General features: G+C 69.9%; 14 protein-coding genes. 1 reads left to right on the top strand and 13 read right to left on the bottom strand.

Going from position 1 to position 15,120, the window contains the following annotated elements:
- Positions 1–25: 25 nt before the first annotated feature.
- Entirely contained in the window at positions 26–1,537 is a 1,512-nt protein-coding gene (locus AC2YHA_RS11355; protein ID WP_487401585.1) for an alpha/beta hydrolase, read from the bottom strand.
- An 83-nt stretch (positions 1,538–1,620) separates the two neighbouring features.
- On the opposite strand from AC2YHA_RS11355, the gene AC2YHA_RS11350 reads away from it, so the two are divergent.
- A complete protein-coding gene (locus AC2YHA_RS11350) occupies positions 1,621–2,142 on the top strand; it encodes a MarR family winged helix-turn-helix transcriptional regulator (protein WP_233785155.1) in 522 nt (173 codons plus the stop codon).
- Here AC2YHA_RS11350 and AC2YHA_RS11345 read toward each other — a convergent pair.
- The 12 genes from AC2YHA_RS11345 to AC2YHA_RS11290 are packed head-to-tail and all read right to left on the bottom strand — an operon-like array spanning position 2,124 to position 15,106.
- Positions 2,124–3,080 (bottom strand): glycosyltransferase family 2 protein, encoded by a 957-nt coding sequence (locus AC2YHA_RS11345; RefSeq protein ID WP_487401584.1) that lies wholly within the window; start codon positions 3,078–3,080, stop codon positions 2,124–2,126. The genes AC2YHA_RS11350 and AC2YHA_RS11345 overlap by 19 nt on opposite strands.
- 2 nt (positions 3,081–3,082) lie before the next feature.
- Positions 3,083–4,171, bottom strand: coding sequence for an acyltransferase family protein (locus AC2YHA_RS11340; RefSeq protein ID WP_233785157.1), 1,089 nt, complete (start codon positions 4,169–4,171; stop codon positions 3,083–3,085).
- A complete protein-coding gene (locus tag AC2YHA_RS11335) occupies positions 4,168–5,331 on the bottom strand; it encodes an endo-1,4-beta-xylanase (protein WP_487401583.1) in 1,164 nt (387 codons plus the stop codon). The genes AC2YHA_RS11340 and AC2YHA_RS11335 overlap by 4 nt, the downstream gene beginning before the upstream one ends.
- Positions 5,328–6,290: a glycosyltransferase family 2 protein gene (locus tag AC2YHA_RS11330; RefSeq protein WP_487401582.1), complete on the bottom strand. Its 963-nt coding sequence runs from the start codon at positions 6,288–6,290 to the stop codon at positions 5,328–5,330. Before AC2YHA_RS11330 ends, AC2YHA_RS11335 begins: the two co-directional genes overlap by 4 nt.
- On the bottom strand, positions 6,290–7,216 hold the full coding sequence (locus AC2YHA_RS11325; RefSeq protein ID WP_233785160.1) for a glycosyltransferase family 2 protein: 927 nt from the start codon (positions 7,214–7,216) through the stop codon (positions 6,290–6,292). Before AC2YHA_RS11325 ends, AC2YHA_RS11330 begins: the two co-directional genes overlap by 1 nt.
- A complete protein-coding gene (locus tag AC2YHA_RS11320; RefSeq protein ID WP_487401581.1) occupies positions 7,213–8,142 on the bottom strand; it encodes a glycosyltransferase family 2 protein in 930 nt (309 codons plus the stop codon). The genes AC2YHA_RS11325 and AC2YHA_RS11320 overlap by 4 nt, the downstream gene beginning before the upstream one ends.
- On the bottom strand, positions 8,139–9,542 hold the full coding sequence (locus AC2YHA_RS11315) for an O-antigen ligase family protein (RefSeq protein ID WP_487401580.1): 1,404 nt from the start codon (positions 9,540–9,542) through the stop codon (positions 8,139–8,141). Before AC2YHA_RS11315 ends, AC2YHA_RS11320 begins: the two co-directional genes overlap by 4 nt.
- Positions 9,539–10,822, bottom strand: coding sequence for a lipopolysaccharide biosynthesis protein (locus AC2YHA_RS11310; RefSeq protein ID WP_233785163.1), 1,284 nt, complete (start codon positions 10,820–10,822; stop codon positions 9,539–9,541). The genes AC2YHA_RS11315 and AC2YHA_RS11310 overlap by 4 nt, the downstream gene beginning before the upstream one ends.
- Positions 10,815–11,630, bottom strand: a complete 816-nt coding sequence (locus AC2YHA_RS11305; RefSeq protein WP_487401579.1) for a WecB/TagA/CpsF family glycosyltransferase — start codon at positions 11,628–11,630, stop codon at positions 10,815–10,817. Before AC2YHA_RS11305 ends, AC2YHA_RS11310 begins: the two co-directional genes overlap by 8 nt.
- 37 nt (positions 11,631–11,667) lie before the next feature.
- Positions 11,668–12,423 carry a P-loop NTPase family protein gene (locus AC2YHA_RS11300; protein ID WP_487401578.1) on the bottom strand — a complete coding sequence of 252 codons (756 nt, stop codon included), beginning with the start codon at positions 12,421–12,423 and terminating at the stop codon, positions 11,668–11,670.
- Positions 12,420–13,781 (bottom strand): GNVR domain-containing protein, encoded by a 1,362-nt coding sequence (locus AC2YHA_RS11295; RefSeq protein ID WP_487401577.1) that lies wholly within the window; start codon positions 13,779–13,781, stop codon positions 12,420–12,422. Before AC2YHA_RS11295 ends, AC2YHA_RS11300 begins: the two co-directional genes overlap by 4 nt.
- Positions 13,778–15,106 carry an nSTAND1 domain-containing NTPase gene (locus AC2YHA_RS11290; RefSeq protein ID WP_233785167.1) on the bottom strand — a complete coding sequence of 443 codons (1,329 nt, stop codon included), beginning with the start codon at positions 15,104–15,106 and terminating at the stop codon, positions 13,778–13,780. Before AC2YHA_RS11290 ends, AC2YHA_RS11295 begins: the two co-directional genes overlap by 4 nt.
- Between the last annotated feature and the right edge of the window lie 14 nt (positions 15,107–15,120).

Raw genomic sequence — 15,120 nt, 5'->3', positions numbered from 1 at the left:
ACCGTCTCGCCGGCACCGTCTCGCGTCAGCGCGGGGTGCCGGCGAGCGGCGGCGGAAAGCCCGGCACGTCGAACCTGGGGACGGTCAGCGCCACGTCGGTCGGCAGGGCCGCGGTCGCTCCCGTCCTCAGGAAATCATAGATGGCCTGCTTCGCCGCCGGGCTTTCGCGCAGCTGGTAGAAGGTGCCGTCATGGCCGGCGCGATGCACCAGGATCGCATGGCCGCCCGGGAAATAGGGCAGCAGGCCGAGCGTGTTCTCGACCGGGGTCGAGGTGTCCCAGTCGCCATGCACGAAGACGACCGGAACCGGGGTCACGATCGGTCGCCGGACGGCGTCGCCCATGTCCGGCGTCGGCCAGTCGGTGGCCGAGGCGAAGTTCGCTTCGTAGTTCCAGCTGCCGATCAGGCCGACGGCGGGGTCGGTCCGCAGCAGATAATCGCGATCGGGCGTCGCCCCCAGGCTGCTGTCGACCAGCGGCCCGATCAGCTTCACCGGGCCGGCGCGCCGGTCGTCGATCGTCTCGCGCGCCCAGTCGTCGTAATGGCCATGGTAGAGCGACAGAATGAAGGCGGGCCAATGCGCCGCGTCGTCGGTGTGGGATAGGAGCGCGAGTTGCAGATCCTCGGCGCCGAGCACGACCGTCTGCGGCCGGCCGTGGTCGTCGTTTACGGTCACGCGCACGGGCCCGGCGGCGAAGCGCCGATGCAGCGCCTGGATCGCCCCCATCAACCCGCCCTTCGGCAGCCAGGGCGCCAGGCCCGGATCGCGGTCGGCGTCGTAAGCGATCCGCTGAAGCGCGGCGAACACGTGCGACGGCATGTCGAACCCGCCGTTCAGCGGTTCGACCGACGACAGCACGGCCCGGGCCACGCCCTCGGGGTGGAAGCGGATCACCGCCAGCGCCCATTGCGAGCCGAAGCTGCCGCCGAACAGGCTGACCTTGTCATAGCCGAGCGCGCGCCGCAGATCGTCGACGTCGGTCGCGAACGCCTCGATCGTATAGCCCGACAGGTCCTTGTCGGGATTGTGCGCGACCGCGCGCCGGGCCAGCGCCTGCATCGCCAGCGCGTCGGCCCGTACGGAGGCCGGCCGGTCGAGGGGAACGGCGTCGGCCGTCTCCTCGAGCATCTCGCCGCGCCGGGTGTAGCCGCGCTGCTCGACCACCACCAGGTCGCCGACGGCGCCGAAGGTCAGCCACGAGCGCAGGCGGCTGCGCGACGCCTCGTCGGTATCGGTGAAGGCACCGAGCACGCTCAGCCCCGGACCGCCGGGAAGCCAGAAGACCGGCGGCGCGCCGGTCGGATGCGGCGCCCTGATGCGCGCGAAGCCGATGCCGATCCTGCGGCTCGTCGGCTTGCTGCGGTTCTCGGGCACGTAGAGGGTGCCGATCTCGTACGACAGCGTCTCGCCGGTCGGGAGGGTGACGGTATGCGGCTCGATCACGATGCGGTCGGCTGGCGCCTCCGCACGCGCCGGAGCCGCCTGGACCGCGAGCGGGACGAGTGCCCAGGCCAGCATTCGCATCGTCGATCGCATGGACGCTCCCCGAAACAGCTTGCCTATCGGAAGCTTCCGGAGATACATCTTCATGTCAAGATACTTTATATGAAGATTACGTCATGCCCGAACCGACAACGCCGCCTCACCCGGACGAGGACATCGTCGACCAGTTGTTGCGCGACTGGGCGCGCGAGCGGCCGGAGCTGGACACGTCGGCGATGGCGGTGGTCGGGCGCCTGTTGCACCTGGGGGCGCTGCTGCAGTCTCGTGCCGGCAGGCATCTGCAGGATCACGGCCTCAGCTACACCGAGCTCGACGTGCTCGCCACGCTGCGGCGATCGGGCGCGCCCTATCAGCTGAGTCCGACCGCGTTGCGGAAATCGGTCCTGCTCACCTCCGGTGCGATGACGGCGTGCCTCAACCGGCTGGAGCGGCGCGGGCTGATCGGTCGCGAGCCCGACGCCGCGGATCGCCGGTTGCTGATGGCGCGGCTGACCGGCGAAGGTCTGCGCCTGGTCGAGGACGCGATCGTCTCCCATTTCACGCAGGCCGATCGGGCGATCCTGGGCCTGGAGCCGGGCGAGCGCGCCGAGCTGGCGCGCCTGCTGCGCAAGTTCAGGCTTCAGCTGCGCGAGCGCTGAGTCCTGTCATCTGCGACGGCGGCGTAGATCGCGTCGCTCCCGCCCGCCAAGGCGTAGAGGCGCCCGGCCGATTTCACCCATTGGCCGGCAATGTCGAGCCGGCGCTCGACCTGCCAGGCCATGGTCGGCAGGAGGAGCGTGCGCAGGCCCAGCAGGGCGAGCGAGCGTGCGGTGAGCGCGAGCCGCCCGAGCGCGCCGGTATGGCGCTTGCGCGCGGCCATGATGTCGGTGATTCCGATCCGCCACATGCGCCTGAGCACCCAGCTCTTGCGGGCACGCTCAGGGCCGACCGATTCGTAGACCACTGCCGCGGGCGCCCAGGCGAAGGTGACGCCTGCCGCGCGAAGGCGGGTTAGGAAGTCCATGTCCTCGCCGCCGCTCAAGTTGAAGGCGGGATCGAACCACGGCCGTTCGATCGCCTCCAGCGCCCGCCGCTCGACCAGCAGGTTGTTGGCGGCATAGAGCATGTCGGTCAGGCCCTCGCGGCGCTGCTCGGGGCGGAACACCAATGTCTGCATCGCCCAGCCGGGGGCATCCTCGACGAATCTCGGCTCGACCGGCCCGGCGACGACGCCGGCGCCGGTGTTCCGCTGGACCAGGATCAGCTGGGCGAGCCATTCGGGACCGGGCCATTCGTCGTCGTCGATCATCGCCAGCCGGCGCATCGTGGGATAGCGCAGCGCCTGCTCGACGATGGCGTTGCGGACGTGCGTCAGCCCCGCTTGGGGTACGGTGATGATCGCAATCGGGGCGGGAAAGCCGTTCGCCGCGGCCGCGCCGGCGACCGCGACCCCTTCGCGGCCCACATCGTCATTGTCGGCGACGAGCAGCATCGCATCCTCGATCCCCTTGAGGCGGGCCAGCGTGTCGAGCAGATGGCGCAGCCGCTCCGGCCGGCGGAAGGTTGGGACGGCGATGACGGTGCTCGGCCTGCCCATCGTCACTCGGCGGGGGCTTGCTGGAGCACCGGGCGCGGGCGCACCAGGCGCTGCTCCAGCCGCTTGACGGCGCGGTGGCCGGGCACCTCGATCAGCAGGTAGCTCGCCCAGCAGATGAGCCAGGTCACGACCAGCGTCGCGATCAGGAACGCCCAGTCCCAGCCGACGAAGCCATGGCGGTGCGCGACCCCCATGCCGCGCGCGAACACGTCGCGGACCAGCGGGTGCCAGAGGTAGATCGAATAGCTGATCAGCCCCAGATGGAACGACACCGGATTGGCCAGCGTCGCGCGGGCGAGGCGGCCGTCGTAATAGCCGGCGATCACCAGCAGCGGGAAGCTGATCGCGACGATCACGTCGCCGCCGGGGATCAGGAAGGCGAGGAAGATCACGGCGCAGGCGATGACGAACCCGCGCTCGCCGCCGAGCAGCCGCTCGCACCATGGCTTCTGCGCAATGCGATAGGCGAGCACGCCGAGCGAGAAGCCGGCGACGCAGCGCAGCACCGGCAGGATCGAATCGGCGTCATTGACGTCGAGCGGCCCGCGCGAGCCGTGTCCGAGCGCCGCCACCAGCACCAGCAGCGCGACCGAGCCGATCGCCTGCAGCCATGCCAGGCGCGAGAAGGCGATCAGCGCGATCAGCGGATAGGCGAGATAGGCGACCAGTTCGGTGCTGACCGACCAGCTGTTGCCGGCGAACGCCTGCGTGCCCCAGCCCCAGCTCTGCACCATCAGCAGGTTGGAGACGACATTGGCCGGGGTGAGGGCGACCGGCTGCTCACCCGAGACGTTGACCAGGACGCGCAGGATGAACACCAGCGCCACCACGAAATGGAGCGGCCACACCCGCGCCATGCGGTTGACGAGGAAATCGCCGTAGCTCGCCCATCCCGGCCGCCTCACCACGCGTTCGTAATAGCCGAGCGAGATGACGAAGCCGCTCAGCACGAAGAACAGGTCGACGCAGAGATAGCCGCGCGAGAACAGCGGCATCGCAAAGGCGGCGAAGGCGGCGTGATGGGGGATATGGTAGAGCAGCACCGCCACCGCCGCGATCCCGCGAAGTCCTGTCAGCGGCGCGATCCTCATGCGGGCATTCCCTGTGCTTGTCCTGATTGTGCGGCGCGGGTCGGCGCCTTGTCGAATGCGGCCGCCATCGCCGCCCACAGCCGCTTGCGGTTGAGATCGGCGTCGAGCGGCAGCCCGCGCGAGAATTGTCCGTCCGGCCAGCGATATTCGGGGTAGGTCGACAGCCAGGAATAGCGGTCGGACAGGCCCCAACTCAGCACCGGCCCGGCCGCGCCGCTGTCGAGCGCGACGTCGAGGAAGGCGCGGCCGACGGCGGCGACGTCGGCGTCGCGCAGGTCGAGGCGGCCCGGGCCGTGACGGTCGGCGATGTCGAATTCGGTGATCCCGATGCCGAGTCCCATGCCGCGCACCTCGGCCAAGAAATCGGCGAAGACCCGTTCGGAGAAGCCCTCGCGATAGGGTTTGAGGTGACTCTGGACGCCGAGCGCGTCGACGGGCACGCCGCGCGAGAGCAGCCGCTCGAGCAGCTTGAGGGTCGCATCGCGCCGCGCCGCGCACCGGCGCGAATCATGCTCCAGCCCGAAATCGTTGAGGAACAGCCGAGCCTTGGGATCGGCCTCGCGCGCGGCGTGGAAGGCGATGTCGATATAGCGCTCGCCGAACGCCTGCGCCCACGGGTTCTTGGCGCGCATCCCGTCGGGGCGGCCCTCCTTGGGCTCTACGGCCTCGTTGACCACGTCCCATTCGCCGATCCGCCCGGCGTAGCGGCGCATCGCGGTGTCGATGTAGCCGGTCAGCAGCGCCTCGCGCGCCGGCCCCTTGGCTTGCGCCAGCGCTGCGTCGATCCAGGGCGGGTTGTAGGTGTACCAGACCAGCGTATGCCCCCGCATCGCGAGGCCATGCTCCTCGGCGAAGTCGGCCAGTTTGTCGGCGCCGCTGAAATCGTAGCGGCCCGGCTTGGCCTGGGTGACGTGCCGCTTGAGCTCATATTCGGGGACGATCATCCCCGCCTCGCGCAGCACCGCGGCGACGAAGGGCGGATCCTTGGCGAGCTGGCTCGACTTGATCGCGCAGCCGAAGCGCCGGCCGCTGCGCCGTGCCCGTGCGTCCAAGCCCGGACCGCCGGTGTCGGGCATCGGCGGCACCGACCGCACCGCGCTGGTGGCGAGCGGCATGGCCGTCGCGGCGGCGAAGCCCGCGATGAACACGCGGCGCCTCATATGCGGTAGCCCTTGAACCGGCTGAGGAAGGCGATCCATCGGTCGGCGGTGCGGCGGTAGAGGCCGTCGGGGATGATGATCTGCAGGAGCACGATCGCCGCGACGTGCGGGCGGAACGCGCCGTGGCGGAGCGCGCCCAGATAGTAGCGCAGCGCCGTGCGCCGGCTGGTCGGCCAGATGCTCTTGGCGGCGTGCCAGCCCATATAGGCCGAATAGGCGCGCGCCGAGATGTGCGGGCGCAGGTCCTTGAGCCAGGTCAGGTTGCCGATGTTGGAGCGGACCTGCGACAGGCGGTTGTCGGTCTGGCGGTCGGCCCACAGCACGGTTGCGCGCGGCGCCATCAGGAAGCGCGCGCCATGGAGCGAGAGGCGCACGGCGAAGTCGGTGTCGTCGCCGAAGCGGACGTCCTCGCGGTAGCGCACCGTCCGGGCGAGCCCGCGGGGGAGGGCGAGGCTGCTCGTCTGGATGAAGCCGCGCTCGCACATCAGGTAACGGTCGACGCTCTCGCCGAGGCGGATCTCGCGATAGGGCTTGAGGAAGCGGCGGCCCGAGCCGCGGTCGACGATCACGCGGCTGTAGGCGACGATATCGTCGCCCTGCGCCAGCAGTGGCAGCAGGTCGGCGAGATGCTCGGGCAGGAACCGGTCGTCGGAATCGAGGAAGGCGACGTAGCGCCCGCGCGCCTCGGTGATGCCGCGGTTGCGCGCGGCGGAGGCGCCGGCATTGTCCTGGACGATGACGTGGAGGCGCGGATCGGGGATCGCCGCGAGTGTTTCGGGCGTGCCGTCGCTCGATCCGTCGTCGATGACGATCACCTCGATGTCGCGGACGGTCTGGGCGAGCGCCGATTCCACCGCCTCGATCACGGTCGCGCGGCGGTTGTAGGTCGGCACCACCACCGAGAAGAGCGGCGGCTCCTCCACTTCGGCCGGTCCCAGAGGGCGAACGGCGCGCGCCATTACTTGCCCGCCTGGCCGAAGCGGTGGACGAACTGGTTGACGAGCGAGCGGTAGAGGGACTTCGGGAGGTAGGAGCGCAGCAGCTGCCGGGCGAGGATGCGCGGCGGCACCCCGCCGAACAACAGCCCCCGCACCAGCTCGCGGATCGTCGCGATCGGGCGGATCGGCGCCATGTGATAGGCGAGCACGGTCGCGCGATAGCCGTGGCGGGCGCGGTTGGTGAGGAGATGGCCGCAACGGTCGAGCCAGTCGAGCGAGGTCTCGTAGCCGCGGACGTAGGATGTGCGCCCCATCTCGGTCGCGTCGAGCCAGATCGTCAGCGGCTGCTCGATCATGCGGAAGCGGGCGCCCTCGACCTGGAGGCGGACGCTGAAGTCGAGGTCCTGGCCCTTCTTGAGCGCGGGATCGAAGCGCACCCGCTTGGCGAGGGCGGCGGGCACCACCAGCGTCGAGGTCTGCATGAACTGGTTGGCGCAGAACAGATATTCGCCGACGTCCTCGTCCTCGCGGATGCCGCGGTCGGGGCGGACCCAGTAGCGGTCGACGCCGCGGTCGACCTTCATCTGCGAATAGAGCACGGTGAGCTCGTCGTGCGGCAGCGCGGCCGCCATGATCGAGAGCTTGCCCGGCAGGAACTGGTCGTCCGAATCGAGGAAGGCGACATAGCGCCCGCGCGCTTCCTCGATGCCGCGGTTGCGCGCCGCGCCGCCGCCGGCATTGGCCTGCCGGATGTAGCGGATGCGCGGGTCGCCGAACGCGGCGATCACCGGGGCGGGATCGTCCTTCGACCCGTCGTCGACGACGATGATCTCGAAGTCCTGATAATCCTGGTCGAGCACCGACCGGATCGTCTTCCCGACGATGGCGGCGCGATTGTAGAGCGGGATCACCACCGAAAAGGTGGGCTGGATCGGGTCGTGCATCATGCGCCGTGCACCTTGCTGTATTCCTCGTAACGATGGCCGGTGAGCGCCGCGATCTTGCCGGCGGCGCGGTAGACTTTGCCGAGCCGGACGATGCGCTTGCCGCGATCGAGCGTGAGAACGGCGCCGAGCCCGCCCACCACCAAGCCGCCGACGATGCGCGGGGCCTCGGTGGCGGCCGCTTTGAGCCGGCTCGAATGGAATATCTCGATCAGCATGTCGGTCATGCCGACGCGGTAGCCGCGCATCAGCAGCCATTCGGAGGTGATGCGGCTCACCGGGATCAGCTCGACGACGCGTGCCTCCTCCGCCCAGGCGAAACGCGCGCCGGCGCGCTGCATGCGGGTGAAGAGCTGCTTGTCCGATCCGCCGGTCAGCGCCATCTGCTCGTCGAACGGCCGCTCGCCGATCGCCCGCAGCGCGTCGGCGGCGATGATGACATTGCCGGTGCTGTCGATCAGCGGCACTGGGCCTGTGGCGCCGCACGACTTGGGCCGGAGCAGCGGATGCTGCTTCGCCCAGTGCGGCGCATCGCCTTCGAACTCGCGCAGCACCAAGCCGCCGACCACGTCGGCGCCGGTCGCCGCCTGGCAGGCGAGCAACGCCTCGAGCCAGCCAGGCTCGGCCGCCTCGTCGTCGTCGAGCATCGCGACGAAGCGGATACCAGGCAGCGCGAGCGCCTTCGCCACCAGCGCATTGCGTGCCTGGGGAATGCCGGGCTCGGCCACCGTCAGCAGATGAAGCGGCCAACGATAGCCTTCCGCCCGCAGGGTCTCGGCTGCGGCGATGCCGTCGCGGCCCTCCCCATCGTTGTCGGCAACCACCACGGCGACCTCGCGAGCAGTCTCCAGTCCAACCAGCGAGCGGAGCGTGCGCGTCAGGCCCTGCGGGCGCTTGCGGGTGGCGACGCAGATGGCGACTTCTGTCATGCGGCGGCTCCGGCGAGAGAGTGGGCGAGGCGGGAATGGCGGCGCCAACGGGGGCGCTCGACCGACTTGAACGAGGCGTGGGCGACCGCGATCGCCGACAGGAAGATGATCCAGACCTGCCGGTCCTTGTCGAAGAAGGAGGTCTCGAGCAGGTTCTGGTAGAGCACGAAGCTCCAGATCCCGAAGGCCGACGACAGCAGCAGCACGTTGTTGCGCGTGGCGCCGGTCAGGAACCAATAGGCCGGCATCACCACGAACGAGAGCAGCAGCAGGATCAGGCCGATCGGGCCGGTGGTGACCAGGATCTCGAGGTAGCCGTTGTGCGAATGCGCGGTGAACAGGTGGAACTGCTGGTTGATGTATTGGCGCGAGGGGGAAAGCTCACCCACCTGCCAGAAGCCGCCGAAACCGGCGCCCAAATAGGGGTGGTCGGCAAGATAGTCGAAATCGACTTTCCAGATCGACACGCGACCTGTGAAGGAGGTGGGATCCGCGAACAGCCGCTCGATCGTCGGCTGGAAAGCGATGTACAGGCAGAGGAAGGCGACTCCCCCGGCGCCGACCAGCAGCAGCAGCACCGCGCGTTTCGAGATCGAACCGCTGAGCAGGCGATAGACCGAGCTCACCAGCAGGATGACGAAGCACAACGCGGTCGAGGTCTTGCTCTTGGTGCCGATCACGAACACCAGCGCCAGCACGCTCAGCACCGCGTAGTACCATTTGCGCGTCGAGAAAAAGGCATGGGCGCACACCACGAAGGTGAGCGCCATCACCGCGCCGGCGATGTTCTTGTGGAAGAAGAAGCCGCGCCATGCGCCGACCAGCGCCTTGTCGCTCTCGGTCGGCGGATGGACCGCGTTGGGGGTGAGCGGCAGCGAGATCCAGCAGATGATGAGCGAGGTGATCAGCGCAGCGCGCAGCGTTTCATAGAGTTTCTGCGGCCCGAGCAGCGCCAGCGACAGGAAGGTGATGTAGATCACGATCACCTGCTGCATCACGCGCTTGAACGAGACGAACGGATCGACGCCCCAGGTGCACGACAGCAGGAACCAGGCGAGCATCACCACCAGCGGCCAGAAGGTGAAGCGGTATTTGACCTCGTGCCGCCGGAACAGCTCGATGCCGGTGAGCAGCAGCGCGAAGCCGATGAAGAAGGCCTGCTTGAACCCGTCGGACCCGTCGCTGTTGTTGGCGGCCGCCACCAGCTGCTCCTGCGTGCGCGGCGAGAATGGCTGCTGGCCAATGAAGATCAGCATCAGGAAGACGAAATAGACGACCTGCGCGATCGGCAGCGTCACGCCTTCGCCGGCCGCGTTCGCCGCGGCGGCGGAGCGCGCGATCCGCGACGTAGGCGCCGTGTTCGCCGTCGAGCGACGATACCAGGTCGCGCGCAGGCTCATCGTGCTGCCTCCGCCGCGGCGGGGCGCAGGCGACGCTCGAGCCGGAGGATGCCGAGCATCATCACCAGCTGCGACAGCACCACGCCCGCGACGGTGTAGACCGGCGGCACGGTGAAGGTCAGCGCCAGCACGGCGGCGATGCCGACCAGGCAGCTGCGCACGCTGGTCGCCGCCAGCGGACGGAAGGCGCCGCGCGCCTGGGTCAGCACGCTCATCGGCGATTGCAGGCACTGCACCAGCGTCAGCAGCGAGGAGAGCGCGGCGGCGATCGTCACCGTCGTCACCGACAGCGTCGGGCGGATCAGGATGTGCGGGAAGAACCACAGGATCACCGCGGCGGTGATCGAGGTGGCGAGCCACACCAGCGCGAGCGCGGCCGTGAAGGCCTGCGAGGAGCGCCGCGCCGCCCGCTCGTCGCCATGCGCGACCGCGCGCGCCATGCGCGGCCGTTCGAGCTGGGTGAGCGCGGTGATGCAGACGTTGACCGGGCGGAAGAACAGCGCGCCCACCGCGATCGGCGCGAAGGCGGCCGGGCCGGCGAGCGCCGTCACCGCATAGCTGTGGGCGTTGGAGGTCGCCTCGGTGGTGATCACGCCGATCAGCGTCCAGGCCGACTGGCGTTTCCAGACCTCGCGATAGTCACCGAAGGCGCGGACGAGGCCGAGCGGGCGGTGCCGGGCGAGGAAGCGGAGGCCGAACGGCGCCAGCCCGACGAGGCCGGCGGTCGCCAGCACCGCGCCGAACAGCTCGAGCCGCGGACCGAAGGCGAGCGTCCCGGCGACGCCGGCGGTGACCAGCCCGGCATAGACGAAGTCGGAGAAGGCGGCGGTCGCCGGCCGGTGATGGGCATAGGAGGTGGCGCGGCCGAACCAGCGCAACAGCGAGACGACGCCCGCCGCCCCGAACGCGGCGGCGGCGAGTGGCCCCGCCATCACCCAGCCGATGCCGGCGCAGATCAGCCCCTGCGCCAGCGACAGCAGCAGGTTGAGCGGGAAGAAGAAGCCATGATCGCCTTCCTCCTCCGACCGCTGGTTGACCGCGATCGCATAGGGTGTCGAGACCAGCGCGTTGGAGAGGCCGTAGCCGAGCTGGATGATCACCAGCAGGAACGCGAGCGTGCCCACCTCGGTCGCCGACAGCCGGCGCACCGAGACGAGCTGGACGAGCAGATGGCTCGCCGAGACGAAGGCCGAGGACATGCTCGCCAGCCCGAACCGCGCCAGCGTCGCGCGCAGCGGCGTCTTGGTCGGGGGGCTGGCGATGGCCTGGGCCTCAGCCATGGCGATGTTTCCAGATCAGCCACAGCGCATGGGGATTGGTGGTGAGATAGCGCCAGGCGAGGTGGCGCGGGTTGGTCGCCATGCGATGGAGCCATTCGAGCCCCGCGTCCTGCATCCACTGCGGCGCGCGCGGATAGTCGCCGGTGATGTAGTTGAACAGGCCGCCGCAGGTGACGACCCAGCCGGCGCGCAGGCGCTTCTTGTTGCGCACGCAGAACGCCTGCTCGCGCGGCTTGCCGGTGCCGACCCACAGCACGTCGGGCGCGGCCTCGTTGATCGCCTCGATCACGTCGGCTTCTTCCTCGGGCTTCCAGTAGCCGTTGCGGCGGCCGGCGAGCTCGAGCCCCGGGGTCATCGCGGTGATGCGCTCGGCGCAGGCGGCATTCACCTCCTCGGTGCCGCCGAGCAGGAAGTAGCGGACCTTATGGGCGGCGGCACCGGGCAGGCTGTCGATGAACATGTCGGTGGTGCTCGACCGGTCGGCGATCGGCGCCGGCGCGAACCAGCGCGAGGCGGCGACGATCACCTGCCCGTCGGCATGGATGAGGTCAGCCTTGGCGAGATCGGCGCGAAAGGCGGGGTCGCTGTCGTTGAGCGACAGACCGTGGCCGTTGCAGTCGAACACCAGCAGCGGCGGCATCCCTGCGCCGATGCGGCGCGGCGCCTCCCGCAGCATCCGGTCGATCAGCGCCTGGAGCGACAGCGTCGACACCGGCACGCCGCCGATGTTGACCGTCTCGTGTTGATCTCCGCCGGTCTCGCCACCCCCGTGGCGAGCCCAGTCGAGCGGCGTCGCATATCCCTGCATCGGGCCCACTCCCTCTTGCCGTGAACGTGAAAGGCGATCAGCTCATCACCGAGCCGGCGATCGGCACGCGGTGGCGGTCGAGGTCGTCGATCGCGCGCCGGATCTCCGACAGCGGCGTCACCCCGCGCCGGGCGACGAGCACCACCGCGTCGAACTTCTCGAGGATGTTGCCGAACGCGGTCGTGCCGCGCGGCCGCTCGGCGAGATAGACGAGCAGGTTGGCCGCGGGCAGGTTCCAGCGGTCCGCCACCTCGGCGAAGGCGCCGCGCTCGACCAATGTGGCGTTGCCGCTCGCCGCCTGGCCGGCCGACATCAGCCACAGCCGCTCGATCGCGGTCGGCATCAGCGGCAGCCGCAGCGCCATGCCGGCGAGCTGCTCGGCGAGGCCGATCTGATTGGGGAGCCTCAGCAGCCGGTCGAGCGAAGGTCGCTCGATATCGGCGTCGACCAGCATGGTCGGCCCGTCCATCTGCGCCATCACCGTGGCGAGGTTGGCGGTGAGGATCGGCGCTTCGTCGCCGCCCTGGAGCGAGAGCAGCGCAAGCTTCAGCCGGCCGTCGATCCCGCCCGATTCGCGCGCGGTGGCGAGCAGCTTCGCGCGCACCTTGCGGACCTTGGCGACATAGGGATCGCCGGGATCGAAGGCGGCGGTGAGCAGCGGATCGACGCGCGTGTCGCCATGCTCCAGCAGCGGCAGGATGGCGGAGCCGGCGGCTTCGTCCCCGGTCGCGGGGGGCGGGGGCGCCTTTTCGGTGATCAGCGGGCTGGCGCCCGCGGTGGAACGCAGTCTCATGCAGCCTCCTGTCGGGGAACGAACCAGCCCTCGGGCGAGCTGGCCTTGGGGGAGAGATCGGTGATGACCTCGACCTCGGTCGCGGCGGCGAGGCCGCCCGCGGTGCGGACGCGTGGGCGCAGGATCTCGCTCAGCACGATCGCGGCGACGCCGGCGAGCATCCCGAGCGCGAGGCCCGCGATCAGGAACAACGGTATGTTCGGCCGCGCCGGGAGCAGCGGCACTGTCGCCTCGTCGAGCATGGTCGCGTTGGGCTGCGAGATCTGGCTCTTGAGCGCCGCCTCGTTGAAGCGCTGGCGGACGGTGTCGTAGGTCTGGCGCGCCGCCTCGACGTCGCGCTGCATGACCATCAGCTGGTCCTGCACGCCCGACATGCGGATCATGCGATCCTCCTGTGCCGCCATCTCCGCGCGCAGCTCGGCCTCGCGCCGGCTGGCGGCGGAGCTGTTCGCGGTCATCGCCGTCGCCTGGTTGGCGCGGGCGGCGCTGAGACGCTGCTGCAGCTCGGCGAGCTCGGCCTTGGCGGCGACCATCTGCGGATGGTTGGGACCCAATGTCTTGGCGAGCTGGGCGACCTTCGCCGAGGAGGTGGCGACCGCCTCCTCGATGTTCTGCACGACCAGCGCGGTCTGGACGTCGGACACGCCGCCCGATCCGGACTTGGAGTGGGCCTGGGCGGCGTCGGCCTGGGCCTGGGTGAGGTAGGCGGAGAGGTTCTTGAGCTTCTCCGCCTCCAGATCCATGCGGTTGACGCCGATGATGTCGTGCGCGCGCTGGAAGTCGGAGAGCCGCTTCTGCGCCAGCTCGTAGCGGCGGCGCACGTCGGCAGTGCGCGCCTCGAACCATTCGGCGAGACCCTTGGCCGCGGCGGCGCGCAGGCCGACCTGCTCGCGCATGTAGATCCGGGCGGCGAGATTGGCGACGCGGGCGGCGACCGCGGGATCGGGGTCGAGGAACTGGATCTGCAGCACGTTGCTCTGCCGCCCGGTGGTGACGTTGAGCCCGGCGCGCACGCGCGCGGCGGCCTGCTGCAGCCGCGCGTCGGGGGGCAGGTCGGCGGGCGTCGCATCGACGAAGCCGGCGCGCTGCGCGACCTCGTTGGTGACCTTGGCACTCCGGATGAGGTCGACCTGGGTCGCCAGGATCGAATCGACCTCGACCCGGGCGCCCGGCTGCTGCTCATTGTCGGTCGGATCGGTCTGCGACAGATCGAGCAGCAGCGACGAGCTGCCGAGATATTGCCGCGGCATCACGAAGGTGATGGCCGCGACCACCAGGAACACCGCGAGCGCGATCGCCGCGACCAGCTTCCACCGCGCCTTCAGCGCTTCGACGAGATCGGCTGCCCTGACGGTCATAGCCCTGCCACTCCCTGCAGAAGCTCGCGCGCCCGGTTGCTGTCGCTCGTATGAGCGGGCGTGGCGGTCATCCGACCGGTGCCGTTCGCCATCAGCACGAGGAATTGGGGCGCGAGCGAATCTTCGAACTGGAACTCGCCGGTGACCGGCGTATCGCGCAGCGCCGGCCCGATCAGGCCGATTGCGCGGTCAATCGACTCCGGCCGGCTCAGCTGATCGCCGAACAGGTCGGCGGCAGCCGCGGTCATCCGCTCGAACGTGAGCGCGGGCGAGTGCGCCGCCAGTACGCCGGCGAGCGCGACCACGCCGCGCAGCGGGCCTGCCTCGGCCAACGCGCGCTCGAACAGCGCGTGCGGGCCGGGGGTGAGCTCGCTCCATTCGGCGACCGCATCGGTGAGGCCGCGGCGCGCGTCGGCGAGCGTGACCACCTCATGGTCGGCCGCCTCGGCGATCAGCGCCGCGTGCATCCCGAACAGCCGGGCGTGATAGGGCGAGCCGATCGCGGCGGAGGCGATCGTCTGCGTCGCCTGCTCCTCGAAGGCGATCCCCGCCTGCTTGGCGCACAGCTCGAGCAGCGCGGCGAGATCGTCACGCTCGATCGGCGGGGTCGGCTGGGCATAGAGATGGCGGCGCAGCGACGGATGCGCGGCGATCAGCCCGTCGACGTTGGCGGCGATGCCGACCAGCACGACCTGCACCGGCGCCTGGATGTCGGAGAGCAGCTTGAGCAGCGCGGCGACGTCCTGCTTGGTGCGCTCCGACGAGACGCGATCGAACTCGTCGATGATCAGCACCGCGCGCTGCGACAGGTTCTGGACGAACAGATTGCCGAGCTGCTGCACGTCGAGCGGCGCCTGGGTGGCGGCATTCCCGCGCAGCGGCAGCTCGGCGAGGAAGGGGCGGAACAGCGCGTCGACGTCGGCATCGGCGTTGGCCGAACCGTAGAGCGCGACGCAGCCGGCCTCGTCGGCGAGGTCGCCGAACACGCGCGCCAGCGACGTCTTGCCCGACCCGCGCGCGCCGAAGATCAGCGCGTGCTTGTGCTGGTTGACGACCGCGTCGACCAGCCGCGCCAGCTCGCGCTGCCGGCCGGCGAGGCCGTGGCGGTCGGTGACCGGCACCGCCGTGTTGAACGCCGTGAATACCGCATTGCGGCGGTAGGCGATCTTCGGCGCCGCCGGCTCGGTCGCCATCGACAGCCGGGGCTCGGGCGCCTCCGGCAGCGGCAGCGGGGGAAAATCGACGGCCTCGGGGATGCGGCGGCCGCTGTCCGCGCCGCCCGCCAATGCCCGAAGCCACCGTTGCAATCGCTTGCTCCAGCTCATGCTCGCATCTCCAA

This window comes from Sphingomonas sp. SRI_018, assembly GCF_057586275.1.
The sequence above is the reverse complement of the archived record's forward strand: the minus strand, read 5'-3'. Positions and strand labels throughout refer to the sequence as shown.

What these genes read in the sequence shown, in the direction of transcription:
- AC2YHA_RS11315 (WP_487401580.1), bottom strand. Translation starts at nt 9,542, where the DNA reads ATGAGCCTGCGCGCGACCTGGTATCGTCGCTCGACGGCGAACACGGCG.
- AC2YHA_RS11305 (WP_487401579.1), bottom strand. Translation starts at nt 11,630, where the DNA reads ATGCAGGGATATGCGACGCCGCTCGACTGGGCTCGCCACGGGGGTGGC.
- AC2YHA_RS11335 (WP_487401583.1), bottom strand. Translation starts at nt 5,331, where the DNA reads ATGAGGCGCCGCGTGTTCATCGCGGGCTTCGCCGCCGCGACGGCCATG.
- AC2YHA_RS11355 (WP_487401585.1), bottom strand. Translation starts at nt 1,537, where the DNA reads ATGCGATCGACGATGCGAATGCTGGCCTGGGCACTCGTCCCGCTCGCG.
- AC2YHA_RS11340 (WP_233785157.1), bottom strand. Translation starts at nt 4,171, where the DNA reads ATGAGGATCGCGCCGCTGACAGGACTTCGCGGGATCGCGGCGGTGGCG.
- AC2YHA_RS11300 (WP_487401578.1), bottom strand. Translation starts at nt 12,423, where the DNA reads ATGAGACTGCGTTCCACCGCGGGCGCCAGCCCGCTGATCACCGAAAAG.
- AC2YHA_RS11345 (WP_487401584.1), bottom strand. Translation starts at nt 3,080, where the DNA reads ATGGGCAGGCCGAGCACCGTCATCGCCGTCCCAACCTTCCGCCGGCCG.
- AC2YHA_RS11295 (WP_487401577.1), bottom strand. Translation starts at nt 13,781, where the DNA reads ATGACCGTCAGGGCAGCCGATCTCGTCGAAGCGCTGAAGGCGCGGTGG.
- AC2YHA_RS11320 (WP_487401581.1), bottom strand. Translation starts at nt 8,142, where the DNA reads ATGACAGAAGTCGCCATCTGCGTCGCCACCCGCAAGCGCCCGCAGGGC.
- AC2YHA_RS11325 (WP_233785160.1), bottom strand. Translation starts at nt 7,216, where the DNA reads ATGATGCACGACCCGATCCAGCCCACCTTTTCGGTGGTGATCCCGCTC.
- AC2YHA_RS11330 (WP_487401582.1), bottom strand. Translation starts at nt 6,290, where the DNA reads ATGGCGCGCGCCGTTCGCCCTCTGGGACCGGCCGAAGTGGAGGAGCCG.
- AC2YHA_RS11350 (WP_233785155.1), top strand. Translation starts at nt 1,621, where the DNA reads ATGCCCGAACCGACAACGCCGCCTCACCCGGACGAGGACATCGTCGAC.
- AC2YHA_RS11310 (WP_233785163.1), bottom strand. Translation starts at nt 10,822, where the DNA reads ATGGCTGAGGCCCAGGCCATCGCCAGCCCCCCGACCAAGACGCCGCTG.
- AC2YHA_RS11290 (WP_233785167.1), bottom strand. Translation starts at nt 15,106, where the DNA reads ATGAGCTGGAGCAAGCGATTGCAACGGTGGCTTCGGGCATTGGCGGGC.